The sequence below is a fragment of the Oceanobacillus longus genome, assembly GCF_042650085.1.
In the GTDB taxonomy this organism is placed as follows: domain Bacteria; phylum Bacillota; class Bacilli; order Bacillales; family Amphibacillaceae; genus Oceanobacillus; species Oceanobacillus longus.
Genome location: NZ_JBHSAO010000006.1, coordinates 278,010 through 299,010, shown reverse-complemented (window position 1 = coordinate 299,010; position 21,001 = coordinate 278,010). Strand labels below are relative to the sequence as shown.

General features: G+C 38.6%; 20 protein-coding genes. 12 read left to right on the top strand and 8 right to left on the bottom strand.

Annotated features, from left to right (window positions below; translation table 11 throughout):
* Nucleotides 1–192 precede the first annotated feature (192 nt).
* Genes ggt through ACFOUV_RS09110 form a run of 3 tightly spaced genes read left to right on the top strand, consistent with a single transcriptional unit; the run spans nt 193 to nt 2,951 of the window.
* Nucleotides 193–1,803 carry a gamma-glutamyltransferase gene (ggt, locus tag ACFOUV_RS09120; RefSeq protein WP_379496449.1) on the top strand — a complete coding sequence of 537 codons (1,611 nt, stop codon included), beginning with the start codon at nt 193–195 and terminating at the stop codon, nt 1,801–1,803.
* Nucleotides 1,804–1,848: 45 nt separating this feature from the next.
* Nucleotides 1,849–2,427 carry a chromate transporter gene (locus tag ACFOUV_RS09115; RefSeq protein ID WP_379496448.1) on the top strand — a complete coding sequence of 193 codons (579 nt, stop codon included), beginning with the start codon at nt 1,849–1,851 and terminating at the stop codon, nt 2,425–2,427.
* Nucleotides 2,424–2,951, top strand: a complete 528-nt coding sequence (locus tag ACFOUV_RS09110) for a chromate transporter (RefSeq protein ID WP_379496447.1) — start codon at nt 2,424–2,426, stop codon at nt 2,949–2,951. The genes ACFOUV_RS09115 and ACFOUV_RS09110 overlap by 4 nt, the downstream gene beginning before the upstream one ends.
* A 290-nt stretch (nt 2,952–3,241) precedes the next feature.
* Here the strand turns inward: ACFOUV_RS09110 and ACFOUV_RS09105 are convergent, their stop codons facing one another.
* Together ACFOUV_RS09105 and ACFOUV_RS09100 are read right to left on the bottom strand one after the other, a co-directional pair.
* Nucleotides 3,242–4,027, bottom strand: a complete 786-nt coding sequence (locus ACFOUV_RS09105; RefSeq protein ID WP_379496446.1) for an HAD family hydrolase — start codon at nt 4,025–4,027, stop codon at nt 3,242–3,244.
* A gap of 148 nt (nt 4,028–4,175) precedes the next feature.
* The gene (locus tag ACFOUV_RS09100) at nt 4,176–5,873 is read right to left on the bottom strand and encodes a M3 family oligoendopeptidase (protein ID WP_379496445.1); all 1,698 of its coding nucleotides are present in this window, start codon (nt 5,871–5,873) and stop codon (nt 4,176–4,178) included.
* Nucleotides 5,874–6,442: 569 nt separating this feature from the next.
* Between ACFOUV_RS09100 and ACFOUV_RS09095 the strand changes: the two genes are divergently transcribed.
* Entirely contained in the window at nt 6,443–7,213 is a 771-nt protein-coding gene (locus ACFOUV_RS09095; protein WP_379496444.1) for a gluconate 2-dehydrogenase subunit 3 family protein, read from the top strand.
* A 22-nt stretch (nt 7,214–7,235) separates the two neighbouring features.
* The gene (locus ACFOUV_RS09090) at nt 7,236–8,954 is read left to right on the top strand and encodes a GMC family oxidoreductase (RefSeq protein WP_379496443.1); all 1,719 of its coding nucleotides are present in this window, start codon (nt 7,236–7,238) and stop codon (nt 8,952–8,954) included.
* A gap of 42 nt (nt 8,955–8,996) precedes the next feature.
* On the opposite strand, the gene ACFOUV_RS09085 is transcribed toward ACFOUV_RS09090, so the two are convergent.
* A complete protein-coding gene (locus ACFOUV_RS09085; RefSeq protein WP_379496442.1) occupies nt 8,997–9,872 on the bottom strand; it encodes a LysR family transcriptional regulator in 876 nt (291 codons plus the stop codon).
* A 165-nt stretch (nt 9,873–10,037) separates the two neighbouring features.
* Here ACFOUV_RS09085 and ACFOUV_RS09080 point away from each other — a divergent pair, with 165 nt between their 5' ends.
* Together ACFOUV_RS09080 and ACFOUV_RS09075 are read left to right on the top strand one after the other, a co-directional pair.
* Nucleotides 10,038–10,232 carry a YwbE family protein gene (locus ACFOUV_RS09080; RefSeq protein WP_379496441.1) on the top strand — a complete coding sequence of 65 codons (195 nt, stop codon included), beginning with the start codon at nt 10,038–10,040 and terminating at the stop codon, nt 10,230–10,232.
* Nucleotides 10,233–10,357: 125 nt separating this feature from the next.
* On the top strand, nt 10,358–10,642 hold the full coding sequence (locus ACFOUV_RS09075; RefSeq protein WP_379496440.1) for a hypothetical protein: 285 nt from the start codon (nt 10,358–10,360) through the stop codon (nt 10,640–10,642).
* A gap of 575 nt (nt 10,643–11,217) precedes the next feature.
* On the opposite strand, the gene ACFOUV_RS09070 is transcribed toward ACFOUV_RS09075, so the two are convergent.
* Nucleotides 11,218–12,072 (bottom strand): CvfB family protein, encoded by an 855-nt coding sequence (locus ACFOUV_RS09070; RefSeq protein ID WP_379496439.1) that lies wholly within the window; start codon nt 12,070–12,072, stop codon nt 11,218–11,220.
* Nucleotides 12,073–12,649: 577 nt separating this feature from the next.
* Here ACFOUV_RS09070 and ACFOUV_RS09065 point away from each other — a divergent pair.
* Nucleotides 12,650–13,546, top strand: a complete 897-nt coding sequence (locus tag ACFOUV_RS09065) for an AEC family transporter (protein ID WP_379496438.1) — start codon at nt 12,650–12,652, stop codon at nt 13,544–13,546.
* Nucleotides 13,547–13,846: 300 nt separating this feature from the next.
* Nucleotides 13,847–14,638 (top strand): SDR family oxidoreductase, encoded by a 792-nt coding sequence (locus ACFOUV_RS09060; protein ID WP_379496437.1) that lies wholly within the window; start codon nt 13,847–13,849, stop codon nt 14,636–14,638.
* A gap of 228 nt (nt 14,639–14,866) precedes the next feature.
* On the opposite strand, the gene ytaF is transcribed toward ACFOUV_RS09060, so the two are convergent.
* Entirely contained in the window at nt 14,867–15,499 is a 633-nt protein-coding gene (gene ytaF / locus ACFOUV_RS09055) for a sporulation membrane protein YtaF (protein WP_379496436.1), read from the bottom strand.
* Between the two features lie 134 nt (nt 15,500–15,633).
* Between ytaF and ACFOUV_RS09050 the strand changes: the two genes are divergently transcribed.
* Nucleotides 15,634–17,805 (top strand): DNA topoisomerase III, encoded by a 2,172-nt coding sequence (locus tag ACFOUV_RS09050; RefSeq protein ID WP_379496435.1) that lies wholly within the window; start codon nt 15,634–15,636, stop codon nt 17,803–17,805.
* 126 nt (nt 17,806–17,931) lie between these two features.
* Here ACFOUV_RS09050 and ACFOUV_RS09045 read toward each other — a convergent pair whose 3' ends face one another.
* Nucleotides 17,932–18,138: a DUF2188 domain-containing protein gene (locus tag ACFOUV_RS09045; protein ID WP_379496434.1), complete on the bottom strand. Its 207-nt coding sequence runs from the start codon at nt 18,136–18,138 to the stop codon at nt 17,932–17,934.
* Between the two features lie 233 nt (nt 18,139–18,371).
* Between ACFOUV_RS09045 and ACFOUV_RS09040 the strand changes: the two genes are divergently transcribed.
* Nucleotides 18,372–18,611, top strand: coding sequence for a DUF362 domain-containing protein (locus ACFOUV_RS09040; RefSeq protein WP_379496433.1), 240 nt, complete (start codon nt 18,372–18,374; stop codon nt 18,609–18,611).
* 181 nt (nt 18,612–18,792) lie between these two features.
* Here the strand turns inward: ACFOUV_RS09040 and ACFOUV_RS09035 are convergent, their stop codons facing one another.
* Together ACFOUV_RS09035 and ACFOUV_RS09030 are read right to left on the bottom strand one after the other, a co-directional pair.
* Nucleotides 18,793–19,116, bottom strand: a complete 324-nt coding sequence (locus ACFOUV_RS09035) for a hypothetical protein (RefSeq protein WP_379496432.1) — start codon at nt 19,114–19,116, stop codon at nt 18,793–18,795.
* A gap of 74 nt (nt 19,117–19,190) precedes the next feature.
* Complete coding sequence (locus ACFOUV_RS09030) at nt 19,191–19,331, bottom strand: hypothetical protein (RefSeq protein ID WP_379496431.1); 141 nt, start codon at nt 19,329–19,331, stop codon at nt 19,191–19,193.
* 232 nt (nt 19,332–19,563) lie between these two features.
* On the opposite strand from ACFOUV_RS09030, the gene ACFOUV_RS09025 reads away from it, so the two are divergent.
* Nucleotides 19,564–20,988, top strand: coding sequence for an ATPase domain-containing protein (locus tag ACFOUV_RS09025; protein WP_379496430.1), 1,425 nt, complete (start codon nt 19,564–19,566; stop codon nt 20,986–20,988).
* The last annotated feature ends 13 nt before the right edge of the window (nt 20,989–21,001 follow it).

Here is a 21,001-nt window from a genome sequence, read left to right as displayed (position 1 = left end):
AATATCTCAGTAATATGGACAGTGATTTGGAAGTCATTTATGGAATAGTTAAAATTTATCCAAAAATAACGTATAATAGAAAGACATTACTTGAAACAAATTTTAAGGACGCTTCGGGTAGACTTTATTTATGTCCTTATTTGGAGAAGTGTGGACGTGAACAGATAGAACATATAAAAAGGGGGAAATAAAATGTATCTTACAAATCAATCAAATGCCTATCCAATTTCGCAAAAACCTGTTTATGCAAAGAATGGAATGGTAGCAACATCTCAGCCGCTTGCTGCCCAGGCAGGATTGGATATGTTGAAAAAAGGTGGAAATGCGATTGATGCTGCTATTGCAACCGCAGCCTGCCTTACCGTTGTTGAGCCAACATCAAACGGGATTGGCAGTGATGCCTTTGCACTTGTATGGACAAAAGGGAAACTGCATGGGCTGAATGGTAGTGGGAAATCACCAAAAGACATTACCATTGATGCTGTAAAAGAAAAAGGTTATCACGAAATCCCGACACACGGATGGATACCCGTAACGGTGCCCGGAGCGCCAGGAACATGGGCAGAATTGTCAAAGCGATTTGGAAAACTCTCCTTAAAGGAAGTTTTAACACCAGCAATTACATATGCAAGAGAAGGATATCCGATTTCTCCAATTCTAGGTAAGTATTGGAAAAATGCCTATCGCTCGTTCAAAGAAAAATTAACAGGTGCTGAGTTTGAAGAATGGTTTAAAACTTTTGCACCTAAAGGACGGGCACCGGAAGTTGGTGAACTATGGTCCTCTGAAGAACATGCAAACACATTACAGGAAATTGCAGATACGAACGGAGAATCCTTTTACCGAGGAAACCTGGCTGAGAAAATGGCATCCTTTTCAAAGGAAAATGGAGGTTTTCTGACAAAAGGGGATCTGGCAGACTATCAGCCTGAATGGGTCGACCCGATTCGCGTAAACTATCGGGGACATGATGTTTGGGAGATTCCTCCGAATGGGCAGGGTATCGTCGCACTTCAGGCATTAAATATTTTAAAAGGTTTTGATTTTCAAACGAAAGATTCTGTGGATACCTATCATAAGCAGATCGAAGCAATTAAACTTGCTTATGCAGATGCCTTGAAGCATGTAACAGAAGAAAGTCACATGAAAGTATCTACTGAAGCTATTCTAAGTGAATCTTATACAGAGAAACGAAGAGCGCTCATTGGGGATGAGGCGATTCTTCCGGAAGCTAGTGACCCGTCGGCAAGTGGTACCGTTTATTTGGCTGCAGCAGATAAGGAAGGAAATATGGTTTCTTTTATCCAAAGTAATTATATGGGATTTGGATCTGGTGTGGTTGTTCCGGGTACTGGGATAGCTTTACAAAATCGCGGACATAATTTTTCGATGGATCCAGACCATGTAAATGCACTCGCAGGAGGCAAACGAACCTATCATACGATTATTCCTGGATTCCTTTCAAAAGGGGATCAGCCTGTAGGTCCTTTTGGAGTAATGGGTGGTTTTATGCAGCCACAGGGTCATGTTCAGGTTGTTATGAACACGGTTGATTTTGGATTGAATCCACAAGCTGCTCTTGATGCGCCAAGATGGCAATGGATGAAAGAAAAGAAAGTCGAAGTCGAAAATCGGTTCGCACACCATATTGTACAGGAACTGGTAGCTAAAGGGCATGAGATGAAGATAGAACACGAACCTAATAGTTTTGGGCGTGGGCAGATTATTTGGCGTAATTCAGAAACAGGTGTTTTAGTAGGTGGCACGGAATCCAGAACAGATGGAAAAGTAGCTGCCTGGTAATAAATATAATGAGCTAGAAGAATAACTAAAAAAGGTTTGTGACGAATGAAAACGCAATGGAATATTTTTATGGCATTCTTTCGGGTTGGAATACTAGGCTTCGGTGGAGGTCCAGCTTCCATCCCACTCATACAAAAGGAAGTTGTAGATAACTATAAATGGATGGATACAGAAGAGTTTGGAGACCTATTGGCCATTGGGAATACGCTACCTGGTCCCATCGCTACAAAATTGGCGGGATATGTTGGCTATCGTGTTTCTGGATTAATGGGGTTGATCAATGCCTTATTCGCAACCGTATTACCTACCATTATATTAATGATTATTCTATTAACTTCCCTATCAAGTATTCGTGAATTTGATTGGGTTCAGGGGATGACTGCAGCAGTTGTTCCTGTAGTTGGGATGATGGTGGCAATTCTTACATGGCAATTTGCAAAAAAGGCAGGAAAAGGCTTCGGCTGGGGTAAAGCACTGATTATGATTATAATCGTTTTTATTTTATTGCAAATCCTTCACATTCACCCTGGGATTGTCATTGCCGTGTTATTGATACTTGCCCTATCCTTACCAATAAATAATAAGAAGGATGAAGTCGGAAGTAAAGAAGGTAATCAATCATGATTTATATTCAACTATTTCTAGCCTTTTTTATTCCTGGTATTCTTGGCTACGGTGGAGGTCCAGCTTCGATTCCACTCATTGAAAACGAAGTCGTCAAAAGATACGAATGGATGACCATTCAGGAATTTGGTGAAGTTCTAGCTCTTGGAAATTCCCTTCCCGGACCGATTGCCACGAAAATGGCGGGGTATATCGGATTTGAAATGGGTGGTGTACTCGGATCATTTATCGCAGTATTTGCAAACGTAGCTCCTTCTTTAATTCTAATGATTCTGCTTGGCGGTATTTTACTGAAATATAAAAAATCACCTAAAGTAAAGCGACTCACTCTTTTTGTTCAACCGGTCATTGCCATATTACTCGGTGTCATGGCGTGGAATTTCTTCAGTGAATCGTATATTGGTATTGGCTTTTGGCAAACTACAGTCATAGTCATCCTCAGTTATTTTCTAATTGAGCGGTGGAAGATTCATCCTGCATTTGTTATTGCCGGTGCGTTGTTGTATGGTGGATTCTTCTTATAAGTAAAAGTAGACAATAAAATGAGACTGGGACAAAAGTGTTTTAACCAAAGTAAAATCCGAACATAGTTGGTGCATATATACCGCTACGGAAATACACTACGCTTTCCGCGGGCGCTGCTGAGCCTACTCCGAGCTATCGCTCTAAGTAGTCTCACCTAGGCTTTTCATCCCGCAGGAGTCTCCGTGTATTTCCTTCGCTATTATGGCGAAATGTTCGGCTTTGAGTTAAACACTTTAGTTATGACCCAGGCTCATTTTGTTATTTATCAGAGCACATTATCATCTTCGTGCTATTTAACTAATCCTATTTTTTTTAATCCATTAAATATACCAGAATCCGATACAGAAGTTGTTCGATGTTTTGCAAAATCAAAAAGGTCTGGATGTGCATTTTCCATTGCGAACCCTTCTCCGACAGCCTGCAACATTTCTTTATCATTCAAACCATCGCCAAATGCGATAGCCTGCTCTTTTGGTATGTTTAAGCGTTTAAGGATCTTCGTTATTGCCTCTCCTTTATTCACATTTTTGCGGATAATATCGTACGCCATCGTTGCACCTTCGATATTCACCTGTGACATTCGAATATTCTCCTCGACTTCATAAAGAGAGACTTCTGCAGGTTGAAGATTCATGGCAGTAACCCCGATAATTTGATCGACCACTTCATAAGTAAATAGTGAGTTTTGTTTCAATTGAAATATATCATTAAATTGCTCTACAAAAGGGTGGTCAAGGGAAGTATAGTAATTTCTATCCTTTGTATAAAGAACGAGTTCGTTATCATTTTCCTTTGCTATGTCTAGAAATTGCCGAACTTGCTTTTCATCGATTGGCTCATTAATAATTGTTTCTTCCTGATAGATGGCATATGCACCATTATATCCAATAAATGAATCTACATTTAGTTCCTTTGCAAGGTCTTTTACTTCAATTAGTGGTCTGCCTGTTGCGATAAATACTTCAACACCATTCGCTTTTGCTTGCTGAATTGCTGTTTTTGTTGATTCGGTGTATGTATGATTAGGCATAAGAATAGTTCCATCAATATCAAGAAAAAGTATTTTAAATGTCATGTTGATCTCCTTTAAATATGCTATTTTACATTCATTTTAGCATAGATCGAGTAGAGGTTGTACCATGCTTATTGAATAGAGGGAATCCGTCACGGAAAGATATAAAAAAGACAGCAGCAATTCAGAAATCATTGCTACTGCCTCACTATTATAAAGCTTTATCATCGACAGATTCGAGCCAGGTTTCAATGGTACGGATGACCGTTTCTAATGCATCTTCTTCAAAGGGGGAGCGGAGATTGGCTGCTTTTACAAGTCCAAGGAAGGCTTTGGAACCACCAAGTTTGCAAAGATTTAAATAGTCTGCCCATGCCGCTTCATGATTTTCACGTGATTTTTTCCAAAATTGGAAGGCGCAAATTTGCGCAAGTGTGTAATCAATATAATAGAACGGAACATCATAAATATGTCCTTGTCGTTGCCAGAAAGCACCGGATTCCAAGTATTCATTTCCATCATAATCACGATGTGGCAAATAGATTTCTTCGAGTTGCTTCCATGCATCCTTCCGCTCTTTTGGTGTCCACTCAGGGTTTTCATATACTAGATGCTGGAACTCATCGACAGCAACACCGTATGGAAGAAACTGTAAACCATCTGCTAAATGGGCGTATTTATATTTATCCACATCTTCTTTAAAGAAAAGCTCCATCCATGGCCATGTGAAGAACTCCATGCTCATCGAATGGATTTCTGCCGATTCACTAGTTGGAAAAATATACTCCGGTACTCCAATATTACGACTTGAATAAGCTTGGAATGCGTGACCAGCTTCATGTGTTAAAACATCTACATCACCTGATGTTCCATTAAAGTTAGCGAAGATAAATGGTGCCTCATAGTCTTCAATGAATGTACAATACCCACCAGCTTCTTTCCCCTTTTTGGCTTCCAAATCTAATAAATTTCGATCAAGCATGAACTGAAAAAATTCATTTGTTTCGTCGGATAGTTCTGCATACATTTTTTTGCCGTTTTCGATAATCCATTCCGGTGATCCCTTTGGTTTTGCATTGCCAGTTTTAAATTTAAAGTTTTCATCATAAAATTTCAGGGATTCAACACCAATACGTTCCGCTTGTTTTTCATAGAGCTTGGTAGCTAATGGAACAACAAATTCACGAACTTGCCTTCGAAACACGTCAACCATATCTGCATTATAATCAATCCGCAACATTCGTAGGTACCCAACTTCAACAAAGTTTTTATAGCCTAGCTTCACAGCTATTTCATGTCTTGTCTTTACAAGCTGATCATAAATGGAATCGAATTGATCTACATGGCTTTCAAAAAATCCTGCACTTGCTGTAACAGCCTGTTTACGGATTGATCTTTCTTCACTTTGCGCAAATGGACCAAGTTGTGCCAGTGTATAGGTGTCACCTTGAAATTCTACTTCTGCAGAGGCAACCAATTTGGAGTATTGTGAAGAAAGTTTATTTTCTTTTTGCAGCAAACGGATAATATCTGGAGAAAAAGATTTGATTTCGAAATCAGCAATCTCAAATAATTGTGAACCAAATTGTTTTTCCAACTCCATCCGATAAGGTGATTTTATTAATTCTTTGTAAAAGGCTGTATTCATGGCTTTAATTTCTGGTTCAATCTCATCAAAATAATCGCGTTCTTTTTGATAAAATTCATCCTTCGTGTTAATAGAAGCCCGAACATAAACGAGGTTAAAAAGGGTTGATAGCTTGTTTCGGAAAGTATTAATCTCTTTTATGGCATCTATTGCTTTATCAGTCGATGGAGCGTTGGTGAACAAATTTAATAATTCTTTGAATGCATGCTGGTCCTCTTGCAGTACGGGTCTTTCATATTGGTAATCTTGAAATTTTAACAATGCAATTCCTCCTTGAATATATGTATATCCTCTAACTTAATACATTCGACTTAATAAAGATATAATCCTCTAATTATACTCAAATTTCGCAGAGTTAGAAGGATAAAGTAGCGTTGGTAGTATCAAAGGCACTGGAAATACACTGCTCTATTAGAAACATTCTAAGTTGAACCCAGTTACTATTCTAACTTAGGTCATTGGTGCGAAAGTTGAATTATTATAAAACCTACTTTGAATATGGATATCTTTTATAATATTTAGCGCTTTCATAAGTAATAAGTAATGACATATAAATAAATTGACATTTAACCTTGGTAACATTGTTATGATAAAATGACTACTGGTTAAAATAGATAAGAATCGACAATAGTACATATTTTTCGATTTTAATCATTCCTACTTATTTAAAAAATATTATAGATAGCTTTAATACTGGGAATACTGAAATGAATGCTCTTTATCTTGGAGTCCATCTTTTAGTGTTTTTATATCTTATATAGGATTAAGAAAGTGTATTAAATTGCTCTATACAAATTAATTTACTTACTGAGTATACTGGAGGTTATTTCATGGCAGATTCAGAGAAATATAAACTTGATGAAAAAGGCTCATCAAGACGTAAGTTCCTAAGAAATTCCGGAATGGCTGCAGGAGGGGTAGTTGTCGGTGGCGTTTTTGGCGGAATAATTGGTTTCGGAGGAGAGGAAAAAGAGCAAGATATAGCAACTGAACATGAGCCAGCTGCAACACCAACAGAAAATCCAAATGCCGCATTAATGTTCTTCACTCCTGCTCAATACCAGACAACAATGGCTGCAGCAGAACGCATTTACCCTGCAGATGACAATGGTCCTGGAGCAGCGGAATTAGATGTTGCCATTTATATTGATCATCAATTGGCAAGCCCATGGGGAATTAATGCGAAAGATTATATGGCTGGACCGTTTTATCCTGCAGAAGAAACGCAGCAAACTCAAATTCGTATTTTGCGGAAGGATCTATTCCTGCTGGGATTAACAGCATTAAATAATTACAGCAATGAAAAATTTGATGGGGATTTTACCTCCTTGGATGCAGAACAACAGGATGAAGTATTGACCCATTTTGAACAAGGTGAATACAAAATCGGCGGTATTTCAAGTGCTGTTTTCTTCACTATGCTTCGTGGATTAACCATTGAGGGTGCTTATGCAGATCCATTATATGCTGGAAATAAAGATATGCAAGGCTGGGCGATGCGTCAATTCCCAGGTTCACGAATGAATTATAATAATGAAATTAAGAGTAAAGAGTTTATCGAACTGGACCCTCAAGGTCTAAGAAGCCATATGGGACATTAATTGAAGGAAAGGATTGACTATCTTGAGTACAAAACTACCTAAAGTGCCTGCTGTTATTGTTGGAATGGGATGGGCAGGCGGAATTATCGCTGCTGAACTGACAAAAGCCGGAGTTCAAGTTGTAGGACTAGAACGTGGAAAAGAAAGAACAACAAATGATTATTTGATGGGGCATGACGAGCTTCGTTTCCAACATAGAACTGAATTGATGCAGGATTTATCAAAAGAAACAATTACACATCGTAACAACCCTAATATGAAGGCACTCCCGATGCGCAGCTACGGAACTTTTATTGTAGGAGATGGTGTTGGTGGAGCTGGAAGTCACTGGAACGGGCAAACCTATCGTTTCCTTCCATACGACTTCGAAATTAAAACATTGACAGACCAAAAATACGGACCAAATAAATTAGGGCCAGGATATACCTTGCAGGACTGGGGTATGACATACGATGAGATTGAACCATATTATGATACTTTCGAAAAAATGGCTGGTATTTCCGGTGAAACGGTGGAGTCATATGGACCTCGCTCCAATCCGTATCCAACTGGGCCAATGGTGAAAGCACCGGCATTCGAACTTTTCGAAGAGGCAGCTAAAAAACTTGGTTACAGCCCATACATGATGCCATCTGCTAACCTTTCAGAAAATTACACGAACCCGGATGGAATTGCACGATCTGCATGTCAATATTGTGGATTCTGTGAAAACTTCGGTTGTGAGTACGGAGCAAAGGCAGACCCTGTTGTTACCGTAATACCTGTTGCAAAAGAAACAGGTAATTTGGATCTTCGTACCCATTCTAATGTTACAGAGATATTAAATGATGGTAGCAAAGCGAATGGTGTAAAATATGTAAACACAATTACTGGTGAAGAATTTGAACAGCCAGCAGATGTTGTTATTGTAACAAGTTATGTTTTCAATAATGTTCGTTTGCTATTGAATTCCAACTTAGGAACACCTTACAATAATGAGACTGGTGAAGGTTCCATCGGTAAAAACTATTGCTATCAAGTAAGTTCTGCAACAACAACAATGTTCTATGAAAATCATAAGTTCAATAATTATGCCGGCGCAGGTGCATTAGGGATTGAGATTCCTGATTACGTTGGGGATAATTTTGACCATTCGGATGTAGACTTTATTCACGGTGCCGGAATTCGCATGACACAATATGGATACCGTCCAATTGCTGTGAACAATGTACCGAGTGGAACACCATCATGGGGTGCTGAGTGGAAACAGCAATCCATTAAATATTCAAATAGTACACAGCAAGTAAAATCTCAAGGTGCAAGTATGCCACATCGAGACAACTATCTTGACTTAGATCCTGAGTTTAAAGATGCGTATGGCATGCCATTACTTCGTATGACATATGATTATACGGATGCCGATAAAGAGTTAGTGAAATATATGGCGAAGGTAACACGTGAAATAGCTGAGGAAATTGGTGCTGACCATTACGAAACTACCGAAGAGCAAGCTCCATTTAATGTAAATAAAGACACAAACACACACAACACAGGTGGAGTTATTATGGGTGCAGATCCAAAAACGTCTGCAGTTAATAGCTATATGCAAATGTGGGAGGCTGAAAACGTATTTGTCGTTGGTGCATCTGCATTTCCTCATAATAGTTCATTTAACCCGACAGGTACACTAGGTGCATTATCCTACCGTGCTGCAGAAGGCATTGTTAAATATCTGGAAGAGGGCGGCGGCTCTTTAGTTTAATAGACACTTTTAAAGCCTGTCCCTAATAAAAGGAGACAGGCTTTATTGTAATTTAACTTGTTCTTTAACGATCTCAATAAAAAGATTGGTTGCTCTGGAAACATTTTTGAGGGAAACTACAGCCAGTGCTATATTACGCCGATAGTCTGTGTCAATTGGTCGGGAATTTTTCCAGCGTATGGTATCTTTAACAGCAAGCTCAGGGAGAATGGATGAACCAAGTCCTTCAGCTATCATGCCCAGCATCGTGTTTAAATTGGAAGTCGTATATTTTTGATCATAGGCTAAATTGCTTTCTGTAAATAAATTTTGTATTGCTTTAGGATTTCCCCATCTGCCAACGATTAAAGGTTCGCCAGATAAATCGGATAGGCTGACGAGTGATTTTTGAAGCAGGGGGTGGAAGTCTGGTAGTACCGCCATGTACTGGTCTTCCAATAAAGGGATAATATCCAGACCCGAATGAACCGAGTAAATGAAGCCAACATCAATCTGACGTGAGGTTATCCATTTATTAATCTCTTCTACGGAACCTTCATATAATTCAATCGTTATATTTGGATATTTCTGATGAACAGCCTGGATAACTTTTGGTAAAAAACGAGCAGAGAAATCCGGGAAACCACCGACTCTGATGAGCCCGGTCTCTAATCCCTTTTCAGCGGCTACTTCTTGTTCAATTATTTCAAGGCTATTTTGTAAATTTCTGACTTGGAGGAGAACCTTTTCACCTATATTTGTAAGCATTAATCCCTTTGATTTATCTCTGATTAATAATTTGACTCCTAGTTCAGATTCGAGATTGGAAACGGCATGACTAATGGCAGGTTGTGTCATATTTAAAATCTTACCCGTCTTCGTGAAGTTACCAATTTCAACGACTTTCAAAAAAATTTGAAGTTGTGTAATGGTTATCATATGTAATTCTAATTCCTTTCAGATGTTCAAGCTGACTGTGAACCACATTATATAATGAATTACGGTTGTCTGTAAATGGATAGTGTGATTGGATATTACTATATCAGGTGTTATAATTAGAAGATGTTCCATAGGTAAAAGAATGAAAATGATAGGAGACAGAAAATGACAATTGATGGAAGATATAGGAAAAATGTCCATCCAGGACTAGAAGCAGAAATCATTTTAAAAAAAGATCAACGAACAGGCAGAACAACAGCTGGAGTTGTGAAAGATTTACTTACTAAATCTGACTTCCATCCACATGGGATAAAAGTAAGGCTAGAAGATGGGCAAGTAGGAAGAATCCATACAAAATAGATAGGGCAGACGAAGCTGTGTCAAAAGGTTGAACGTATGCTTGGAAAATAAGAATCTGATTGACTTTGTCACCTTTCAATTGTAGACTATAAGTAGTGTAATTTTAATTAACTGGGGTGAAAGATATGATACAAGCAGTAATTACAATTGGGGCAATCTTGACAGCACTTACCGTCGTTGGTGGTATTGCTCTTGTCAAAATGACTCCGAAAGAATCGCATTCTCCTTACTATCCAAATATCTTTTTAGTAATTGTTGGATTATTATTACTGGCGGTTGCTTCCTTAGCTCCTAAAGTAGACTTACTTGGAGCAGGTTTTGGCGGATGGGGAATAGCAGCTCTATTTGCAGCAGCAATCGGCTTTGTTATCACATCCATTATGGACGCTTACAGAAATGTGAATGCTTAATAAAAAAAGCAGAATCTATTAATAGATTCTGCTTTTTTTATTTTGGCTGTTTTCTAAAAAAGTGGAAATGTGGTTAGTTGTCTTACTTTAAAAATTGTTGTTTTGCCAAAAAATCAATAAACTGCGAAGTAACTGCTTTTCCCACCGTCCGGGATCGCTCTGGGCGGATGCTTTCCGCGGGCACGGCCTCAGCCCCGAAGAGAAAACCACTCTTCTGGTCTTCGGACACGTGCTGGGACTGCGATTACTCGCCCCACCGGAAACATTTGTTCCCGCAGGAGTCACCGCCCACAGCGATGCCGGACTGGTGAAGCTGTAGGATGCTATTTAAGCTACACAAGTATAGTAATTATTAGCAGCCTTCTAGCCGGCTCTGGGAAATACACGGAGACTCCAACGGGAAGAGAGGCATCGGTGAGACACTGAAATGCGCTAGCATGAAGGGGCTCACCAGCCGCCCGTGGAAAGCGCAGTGTATTTCCCAGAGCGGTAGCCGAAGTTCCTATCTCAGTTCGCATTTTATCTCACTCTGCGATGACTAAAAAACAACAAACGTTTGCGAAAGTATCCTTTATTTATTTAAGATACGTTTTTCCTTCACGCTGTTCAATTTTTCCTTCTTTGAACAGTCTGCCTAATGCGCGTTTAAAAGCTGCTTTGCTTATTTGAAAAGTACCAAGAATATCCTCAGGATCACTCTTATCACTAAAAGGAATTACACCGTTACTTGCTTCCAAATGTTTGAGAATGACATCGGCGTCAGATTCCATGCTATCCTGCTTAAGCGGACGAAGCGAAACGTTTATGGAACCGTCATCTTTCACATCGATTACTCTGCCTTGTACGAATTCGCCTAATCTTGGTTCCGTTTTGCGCTCTGTACGGTGAATAAAGCCACGGTGGTAATCCGTAGTTATAATTGCAGAACCTTCTTTATCTGTTAAGTAGACGGTACCACTTACTGTTTGCTTCATTAATTCTTCCGGGGCAAATTCAACTTCTCTTGCAACAATTCCTTCGGTTGCAGGGAGTGCCAGCAATCTGCCTTTTTGGTCTTTTCCAAGGGTGACAAATAATTTATCACCAGGCTTGGGCCATACTTTCTCAAAAAATGGCAGATCGTCTTTGGATACAAGCATTTCCTTAGCAATCCCAATATTAACGAAAACACCGAGATGCGGCATAACTTCTACTACTTCAGCCCAATCATAAACATCCATCCACACATTTGGAAGAATTGTTGTTGCGATTAGATTGCCCTTTTTGTCATTGTATAAGAAAGCATCAACCTGTTGATTCACTTCAAGTTCACTTTCCGTATCATTGTGGTGTACAAGTGCATCGTGACCATCTTTAGTTAAGACATATCCTGTATCAATCGTACGGGAGACTGTCATTGGTTGTATCGTACCTATTGGTAATGTGCTCATCATGTTCCTTCTTTCATTTATATAATTATGTAAATTAAATTGGAAAAGGGGCACCCCTTACTAAAAGAGTACCCCTTTGTTTATAAAGTAACACATAAGATTATTATTTTTTAATCCCGATTTTTTCGGGTGGGAAATTTGCATGATCATAAATTTCACTTAACCGCGGTACATGTTCCACTGGTTGTCCAGCTTCAGCTCCCAGCGACTTGCGAGACTTCCTTCACCTACGTACAATAAGTCGTTTAACTCGTACGGCTCAAGCCAGTCTGACCGTCGCTAACCGGTCGCTTACGCCTTCCTATGTTCTCTAAACTTAAGCAACGTAAGCCCTACCTGCTCTTACGTCCTTGCGACCCCTTAGTCGCGCCAGTGTGAATAAGCATCTTCAAAAACAAAAACGTTGTAGAATGCCAGATCACTTACTGTTACTTTGATAACTTAACTATAATCTCATACTTTGATTATATTGTCAAATTTAAATTTGAACGAGACTGATGAGGACAAATAAACATGATGTTCCGGCTATGGAACCGATATGGTAGACTATATATATTATCTATATGGAGATGTTGAAATGAGTTTATTTTTAAATGTTATTATTCCTATCATGGCTGTATTTGCATCGGGTTTTATTTTGCAAAGGATTCGGCTATTGGATGTGAAGTCTGTATCGGCTGTTTGTTTGTACATATTATCCCCAGCATTAATTTTTGTTACTTTACATGATGCAGAGTTTGACAGTGGATTTTTAATAATTCTTATTTATATGTTTGTATTGTTTTATATAATGGTTTTTTTAAACAAAATACTGGCTAAAATCTTTGGATGGGGGCCAAGTACTGAGAGTGCATCCATTCTGGCATCTGGTTTTATGAATTCTGGTAATTATGGCTTGCCAGTGGTGCTTTTCAGTATAGGAAGTACTGCGCTCCCATATGCAATTTTCATTATGGTTGTTCAAGCACTGCAAAACAACTTTTTTGGGGTTTATTATGCATCAAGAAGTACAAGTGGTATGAGACGTGCTGTTGAAAATGTAATGAAGATGCCTACAACATATGCAGCAATTTTGGCCTTCGTTTTTCAGTATTTTTCGATCACAGTTCCAGAATCTGTGCATTCTACATTATCAATGGTAGGGGAAGCGGCAATTCCAGTCATGATGGTTATGCTTGGTATGCAGCTTGGATCCATAACCGGTTTGAAGCTCAATTGGCAAGTGGTCATATCAGCTGTTACATTAAAAATGGTGATTGCACCGCTTATTGCATTCCTATTTGTTTTAGCGTTTAACGTCGATCCACTTATTGGTATGGTACTTATTATTATTTCTGCAATGCCAACAGCAGCAACTACTACGATGTATGCAATTGAGTTTGATACAGAGCCTGAATTGGTTTCAAGTATCACATTTATATCTACGTTGATAAGTATCGTAACACTCACTATCCTGCTAAATCTAATTTCATAGTTTGCGTATGTTTTCATTCATTGGAATTTGGGTATCTTATAGATATACCAAATAGAAACAGTTACTGCAGGAGAGGATGAACATTAAATGTTGCGTACCATATTAATGATTATTGGAGCTATCGTTGTTATCGGATTAATACTTTCCATGATCTAATCTAAACTTAAAACACTATTTTATAACGATGGAACCCGGAGATGCTGCATCTTCGGGTTTTCGCATCCCTTTTTCTGGCAAGTATCTAACGACGCTTGCCAGAATTTTTGTTATAATAAAGAAAAAAGAAATGAGGGCTTTTAGATGGAATTGGAGCTGAAGGGAAAGTCGGTTATTGTAACAGCAGCAAGTAAAGGACTTGGAAGAGCAATTGCAACTGAATTTGCAAGAGAAGGTGCACATGTTTTAATCAGCAGCCGGTCAGAAGAGTTATTACATACAACTGTTAGGGACATCATACGGGAGACTGGAAATGAACAAATTGATTTTATGGTATGTGACATGAAAAAAGCGGATGATATTATCCGATTGGTCGAAAAAGCAGTAGCTTGGAATGGTACTGTTGATGTACTGATTAACAATGCGGGAGGACCACCTTCAGGGAACTTTATGGACATGACTGATGAAGACTGGTACCACGCATTTGAATTAAATCTGCTCAGCTTTGTTCGTTCAACAAGAGCAGTCGTTCCGATTATGCAAAAACAGAACCGTGGACATATTGTGAATTTGGCTTCCTCTTCCATTAAACAGAGCTTGGACCAGTTAGTATTATCGAATACGATGCGCCCTGGAATTGTTGGTCTTGCTAAAACATTGGCCCAAGAACTGAGTTCGGATAATATTTTGGTAAATACAGTTGGTCCAGGTACGATTGAGACGGACCGAATTCTTGAGTTGAATAAAGCAAAAGCTCAGAAACAAAATATCTCGATGGAAATTTTAATGGAAGAGGCGGAACAAAAAATTCCGATGAAACGTTTTGGTCAGCCGGAAGAATTTGCAAAGGCTGTTGTCTTTCTAGCTTCTGGAGCAAATACGTATATCACTGGCCAATCATTGATTATCGATGGTGGACAAGTTAAAGCATTATAAAAGGTTCAGGCTACATAACGCGATTAAAAAAGCGGGCGATTCGCGGGAAAAAGATGTGAATCCGCGGATATCTCCCCATATCCGCGGATAAAATTCACGAATTAGCGGATATATAGAAAAATCCGCGGGAAAGAAGCATCAATTCGCGGAATAAGGCTAAGTCCTGTCATCTCTGAGGCAAACTGAGCCGAGCTGTGTGTGATTTCCGCTAATCCACTTACGATTCGCTTAAATTAAATTCAATATCCCAATCCCAATTAATAAAGCTGGTGGCAAAAGTGTTAATTGCTGCAGTTTTTCATTTCTTGACAGAAAAATCCCTAATTTCATACCGAAGTACAAGAAGAAGCCACTCATACATGCAGTCAGAAATGCTGTGAGAAATGGAGAATATCCGAGCATGGAAGCTCCTATTCCCGCTCCAAATGCATCTAATGCAAGTGCCAGCCCAAGTAAAAAGGCCTCACCAGCGGATATAATACCAGACCGATCCAAATCAGCATTATCGGGAGTAGTTATAACCGTTTTTAAATCATGAATCTTCGTCGTTGATATCTTTTCCGGTGAATCCGTCCGTGGCTTTTTCAACCTGGAACGTATAATATTCACGAAAGAAAACAAACCTAATGAAATTAAAATCGTCCCTCCGAGAATTTTTGCCGATTCCTTAGAAATGAATATGCTTAATAAATCGCCAATAACCATTGACGTATAAACAATAATTCCAGAGCAGATCATGATAATCAGTAAAGCCATGGTTGGAACTTTTATTTTCTGGATACCATAGGTAATTCCAACACCGAACCCATCCAAACTAACTGCTATAACCAATAATAACAACCCACTATATATTAGCATCATGAACATCCTCTTCAAGGTTTCTAGATTATAATATGGAATCCAGGCATTCCGTGTGATTACAATTGATTACTGCACGATTGAGGTCAATTATGATAAAGTAACAGTAGATGTAATAGAAGAGAGGATTTAAGATAATGAGTAAAATAGTTGTTTTAGCTGAAAAACCATCCGTTGGCCGTGATATCGCAAGGGTACTTGGGTGCACAAAAAAAGGTAATGGCTATCTGGAAGGTTCTAAATATATCGTTACATGGGCACTTGGACATTTGGTTACACTGGCAGATCCGGAAACGTATGATGATAAATATAAGACATGGCGTATGGAAGACTTGCCAATGCTTCCGACGGATTTACGACTCGTGGTTATTAAAAAGACGGGGAAACAATTTAGTACTGTTAAGACACAGTTGACTCGTAATGACGTTAGTGAAATCGTCATTGCAACGGATGCTGGACGTGAAGGTGAACTGGTAGCCAGATGGATTTTGGAAAAAGTGAGGGTGAAAAAGCCTGTCAAACGCTTGTGGATTTCATCGGTTACCGATAAAGCGATTCGTGATGGATTCAAAAACCTGAAGCCTGGGGCAAATTATATCCATCTGTATGAATCTGCTGTGGCGCGCTCAGAAGCTGATTGGTATGTTGGATTAAATGCAACGCGTGCATTAACGACAAGGCATAATGCACAGCTTTCCAGTGGTCGTGTGCAAACCCCGACACTGGCCATGATTGCTTTAAAGGAACAAGAAATAAAGGAATTTAAACCTCGTAAATTTTATGGACTGGAAGCAAAAACAGAAAAAGGCTTTAAACTCGTATGGCAGGATGATAAAAATAATACGCGCATGTTTTCCAAGGAGAAAGCAGATGCGTTACTTGGTCAGTTGAAAAAAAAGACGGCGAAGGTTGTACAAATTGATAAAAATCACAAGAAAAAATTTGCACCGCAGCTATATGATTTAACAGAATTACAACGTGATGCAAATCGGATTTTTAATTACTCTGGAAAACAGACATTGTCCATCATGCAGAAGCTTTATGAGCAACATAAGGTTCTAACCTATCCAAGAACCGATTCTCGTGTCATTACAACGGATATCGTTCCAACATTAAAGGATCGTGTAAAAGCGTGTGGTGTGGATGAGTATTCAAAAGCTGCAGCGAAAGTTTTGAAAAAGGACTTGAAGCTATCCAAAGCGGTCGTTGATAATGCGAAGGTGTCAGATCACCATGCGATTATTCCGACAGAACAGTCAGTTGTTTTAACTGATTTGGACGATAGGGAACGGAAAATCTATGACCTTGTCGTTAAACGATTTCTGTCGGTGCTGTCGGATCCATATGAATTCGAACAAACAACGATTACTGCTGCCATTGGCACCGAACGCTTTGTTGCAAAAGGAAAGGTTATTAAACAACAAGGGTGGAAAGAAATCTATAATAATAGTACCAATGATGATGAGGATCGTGATGACCAACAGTTGCCGGTTATTAACAAAGGTGATGAATTCACTGGTGTACGGATTTCACTTACGGAAGGTGAAACGAAAGCCCCGGAACGCTTTACGGAGGGTGCTTTACTGCAGGCAATGGAAAACCCAGTCCGATATATGAGTTCGGATGAAAAGCATTTGGCTAATACAATCAATAAAACAGGTGGTATTGGAACGGTTGCTACACGCGCTGATGTCATTGAAAAGTTGTTTAACAATATGTACATGGAGCAGAAGGGCAAATATATTTATCTAACCTCAACAGGTCGTCAACTGCTGGACTTGGTTCCAGAGGATTTACGCTCACCGGCATTAACTGCCCAATGGGAGAAAAAGCTTGCCCTTATTGCAGAAGGGAAATTAAAAAAAGGAAAATTTATTGCTGAAATTAAAGATTATACAAAAGAAGCGGTTAACGAGATTAAAAACAGCGATGAAAAGTTTAAGCATGATAATATGACAGGTACAAAATGTCCGAATTGTGGGAAGCTCATGCTTGAAATCAATAATAAGCATGGACGGAAGCTTGTCTGTCAGGACCGTTCATGCGGGACGAAGAAGAACATTGCCAAACAAACGAATGCGCGCTGTCCGAATTGCCACAAGCGCTTAGAGCTCCGCGGTGAAGGAGATGGCCAAATGTTTACATGCAAATGCGGACACAGGGAGAAACTTTCCACATTTAATGCCCGGAAACAAAAAGAGAAGAAACATAAAGTCTCAAAACAAGATGTGAACAAGTATCTGAAGAAACAGGATGATGGATTTACAAATAATGCACTTGCTGAAGCATTGGCAAAGCTGAAGAAATAGATGGTAGAGGAAATCTCATGAAAAGTGGGGTTTCCTTTTTTTTGCATGAAGGAGGAAGGAGAAATACAATTGTTCACATTTGATGAGCAATTACACAATGAAAAAGGACACCTCATTAGAGGCATCCTATAATCCTTTGTATCGTTTTTCTTCAATTACATTATGGTCTTTATCAAGTATTTCTACCAAACTTGGAGTATTTTCCTTCGCTAGCTGTTCTGCAACCTCAATCGCTTCCGTCTTTGTATCGTATACTTCTTCAGGTGCAACATCCTCCAATTTTACAAACCATGCGGATGCATCTACATTTGGTGTAACACTATAGGTTCTCATTTTAACAATCTCCTTTTTCTAAATAACTACATATATCTTTTTCCCAGATTTGTTTAAAATAAAACTAAAAATCTATTCCTGAAATTTTCTGGAAATTATATATAACGAACCAATACAATCTAACATCGATGCTTGATAATTTTGTTAGATTCGTTCCAAAAGGTTTACTTCTAAAGGAGAAAGCATTATCATTTAATTGAGTAATGCTTTAGCTTTTAAGGGGGTAAATATAGATGGCTTTTGTAATTTTGGATGCGTGCCAGGGAGAAAAGGCTGGCGAGTGTGTCAGTGTCTGCCCGGTTGATTGTATAGAAGAAGGTATAAAACAGTTTTACATTGATCCCGATATTTGTATTGACTGTGGTGCATGTAAAGCAGTTTGCCCGGTTTCTGCAATTGAGGAAGAATATGATCTAACACCGAATCAGGAGAAATACCTGGAAGAAGCAGAAGAATTCTTTGCGAATAGATAGAGTAAATTACTATTTTAAGGCTGCAATGTGCAGTCTTATTTTTTTACTTAAAAATATATAGTAATCTCCGTTATTAAACGGAAAAATCATTCGTTTAATAACGAAGATTTTATCTATGAAAAGATGATGAAGTTTAACGATGATGTGTTGTGAAACTTAAAATTCTGATCGTGGTTAAAGTTTATAAGTTATATAGCTTTTTTACTATTCCAATCTCCCGTTCATTTTGGATAGATTTATCCCAAAGAACATCTTGATCTGCCTTAACCAAAGCCAGTTGGTCCATGACTTCCTTATGGCGAATTCCATTTTCTTCTTTAATGGAACTAATGTAATTTTTCATGGAAGTTTGTCCTTCTCTCATCGAAGTCTGTTCTTTTTTAATGGAACTGATGTCATTTTTGATGGAAGTTTGTTCTTCCATCATATTTCCAACTGTATTAATCAACTGTGCCATCATTCCCTCGAGCTTATCGAAACGTTGTATATACTCATCCCTACTCATAAATATCAACCCTCTTTTTATCAATTATAACTTATATTACCCTGCATGAATATATATAATGTTGTATTTTGTCGTTAATTTTCTTCCTTTATTTCTTCCGCTAATTTGCTAGCAATCCAACGTTTAGCAATCGTTTCTTCAACTTCATAAACTTTGCCTGCCCGGAGTAATTCTCCGTGATATGCAGTTTGGACGTTCATTTTTACTTTGATCATTTTGGGACTCCTTTTTATAGCTGATTTTCCAATTTAATTATAGCATACCTGATAAAAGCTGTTTGTATGGATTCGTAGATAAACAGTTAAAGTACTTTCATTAAGGGTATAGAAATAAATAGGAACGGTAGGGGATATGTATTTGTATATTCCTGGTATAAGATATGGAATATCACCCCTATTCCTTTCCTAGTACATAATAATATATTGGAAACAGATAAGGGGGATATCAATGCAATCAGCTACAGGAATAAACGGCTTAGACAGTATTTTGGGAGGCGGCCTTCCTAAGGGATCAGCAATCATTGTGGAAGGTGCACCTGGAACAGGCAAAACGACACTTGGTATCCAATTTCTTTACAATGGGATCAAGCAATATAATGAAAACGGGATAATTATAACCTTTGAGGAATTTCCAGAACAAATTTATGCTGACATGGAACATTTTGGTTGGGATTTAAAAGCACTGGAGAGACAAAACAAAATGCGGGTCATTTCTCTATCGCCCGAAACGTTAATCGGGCAGATGTTGACACCAAATGGTTTATTTGAACAAATGGTAAATGAGATTAATTGCAAGCGAATTGTAATTGACAGTATTAGTCTACTAAAATTTTTGAATAGGAATAGTGAAATAAAAGGGCGAGAGATTTTATATACGTTACGAAATATTTTACGGAAGTTCAAGCTTACTTCGCTGCTTATTCAAGAACAAGCAGACCTTGATTCGAATCATGTACCTTTTGAACATTTTATTTTTGATGGACTTATTCGTTTATCTTTAAAAGAACATTTACAGTTATTTCGTCAACGAACATTGGAAGTATTAAAAATGAGAGGCAGCAGCATTCTTGAAGGGGAGCATATTTATCGCATTACCGAAAAAGGAATCTATGTTGTGCTTGCCAGTAGAACAGTTGCTGATATTCACGATTCGCAATCAGATTTACGCTTAAAAACAGGGATTGCTTCGCTTGATGATATTTTAGGCGGTGGGTTGGATCGAGGAAATATCTATATGCTGGATACAAACAGTAAAGCAAATTATCGAAACATCATTACATCCATATTGGCTGAGCGGATAAAAGCAGGCGATCAATTACTGACAATTCTTTCGAGTATACAATCTATTGAGGAACTGGCAGCGCTCCTGAGACTACATCGAGTAGACTTGGATAAAGTGATCAAAGAAAAGAAAATGTTCTTCATTGAACATTATGATCGTCCAATCCCTGAAAGCTGGAGGAATTCGGTTTTTCATGTGAATGATCTCGATAATGAAAAATATAATCATTTCCTAAATTACGAGTTACATCCTAAGGTTCATTCAGGCATGAATAATGAGAAGAACTGGTTTATTTATTACGATTTGAATGCGATCATTAATGAACGTGGAACGGACTATGTTTTAAGACATTTTGCAGCAGAAACAGCAAATGCAAGATCAAAAGGGATGACAGTGCTAGTGCTGTGTAATTTTAAGGAAGTCGGAATCAATGTTGCATCATTTCTGGAACGTTCCTGCAACGGCGTATTAAAAACGTGGGTGGATGGATCGTATCAATATTTACAGGTAACGAAAGCATCCAATGGTGATATCTCGAAGCCTTACTTATTGGAAAACATGCAGGAATTCCCTTATATACGTTTAATATAGAAGGAGGTAAGAC

What these genes read in the sequence shown, in the direction of transcription:
- ACFOUV_RS09110 (WP_379496447.1), top strand. Translation starts at nt 2,424, where the DNA reads ATGATTTATATTCAACTATTTCTAGCCTTTTTTATTCCTGGTATTCTT.
- ggt (WP_379496449.1), top strand. Translation starts at nt 193, where the DNA reads ATGTATCTTACAAATCAATCAAATGCCTATCCAATTTCGCAAAAACCT.
- ACFOUV_RS09040 (WP_379496433.1), top strand. Translation starts at nt 18,372, where the DNA reads ATGGCTTTTGTAATTTTGGATGCGTGCCAGGGAGAAAAGGCTGGCGAG.
- ACFOUV_RS09030 (WP_379496431.1), bottom strand. Translation starts at nt 19,331, where the DNA reads ATGATCAAAGTAAAAATGAACGTCCAAACTGCATATCACGGAGAATTA.
- ACFOUV_RS09080 (WP_379496441.1), top strand. Translation starts at nt 10,038, where the DNA reads ATGACAATTGATGGAAGATATAGGAAAAATGTCCATCCAGGACTAGAA.
- ytaF (WP_379496436.1), bottom strand. Translation starts at nt 15,499, where the DNA reads ATGATGCTAATATATAGTGGGTTGTTATTATTGGTTATAGCAGTTAGT.
- ACFOUV_RS09075 (WP_379496440.1), top strand. Translation starts at nt 10,358, where the DNA reads ATGATACAAGCAGTAATTACAATTGGGGCAATCTTGACAGCACTTACC.
- ACFOUV_RS09085 (WP_379496442.1), bottom strand. Translation starts at nt 9,872, where the DNA reads ATGATAACCATTACACAACTTCAAATTTTTTTGAAAGTCGTTGAAATT.
- ACFOUV_RS09115 (WP_379496448.1), top strand. Translation starts at nt 1,849, where the DNA reads ATGAAAACGCAATGGAATATTTTTATGGCATTCTTTCGGGTTGGAATA.
- ACFOUV_RS09070 (WP_379496439.1), bottom strand. Translation starts at nt 12,072, where the DNA reads ATGAGCACATTACCAATAGGTACGATACAACCAATGACAGTCTCCCGT.
- ACFOUV_RS09095 (WP_379496444.1), top strand. Translation starts at nt 6,443, where the DNA reads ATGGCAGATTCAGAGAAATATAAACTTGATGAAAAAGGCTCATCAAGA.
- ACFOUV_RS09035 (WP_379496432.1), bottom strand. Translation starts at nt 19,116, where the DNA reads ATGAGTAGGGATGAGTATATACAACGTTTCGATAAGCTCGAGGGAATG.
- ACFOUV_RS09060 (WP_379496437.1), top strand. Translation starts at nt 13,847, where the DNA reads ATGGAATTGGAGCTGAAGGGAAAGTCGGTTATTGTAACAGCAGCAAGT.
- ACFOUV_RS09050 (WP_379496435.1), top strand. Translation starts at nt 15,634, where the DNA reads ATGAGTAAAATAGTTGTTTTAGCTGAAAAACCATCCGTTGGCCGTGAT.
- ACFOUV_RS09025 (WP_379496430.1), top strand. Translation starts at nt 19,564, where the DNA reads ATGCAATCAGCTACAGGAATAAACGGCTTAGACAGTATTTTGGGAGGC.
- ACFOUV_RS09045 (WP_379496434.1), bottom strand. Translation starts at nt 18,138, where the DNA reads ATGAGAACCTATAGTGTTACACCAAATGTAGATGCATCCGCATGGTTT.
- ACFOUV_RS09065 (WP_379496438.1), top strand. Translation starts at nt 12,650, where the DNA reads ATGAGTTTATTTTTAAATGTTATTATTCCTATCATGGCTGTATTTGCA.
- ACFOUV_RS09105 (WP_379496446.1), bottom strand. Translation starts at nt 4,027, where the DNA reads ATGACATTTAAAATACTTTTTCTTGATATTGATGGAACTATTCTTATG.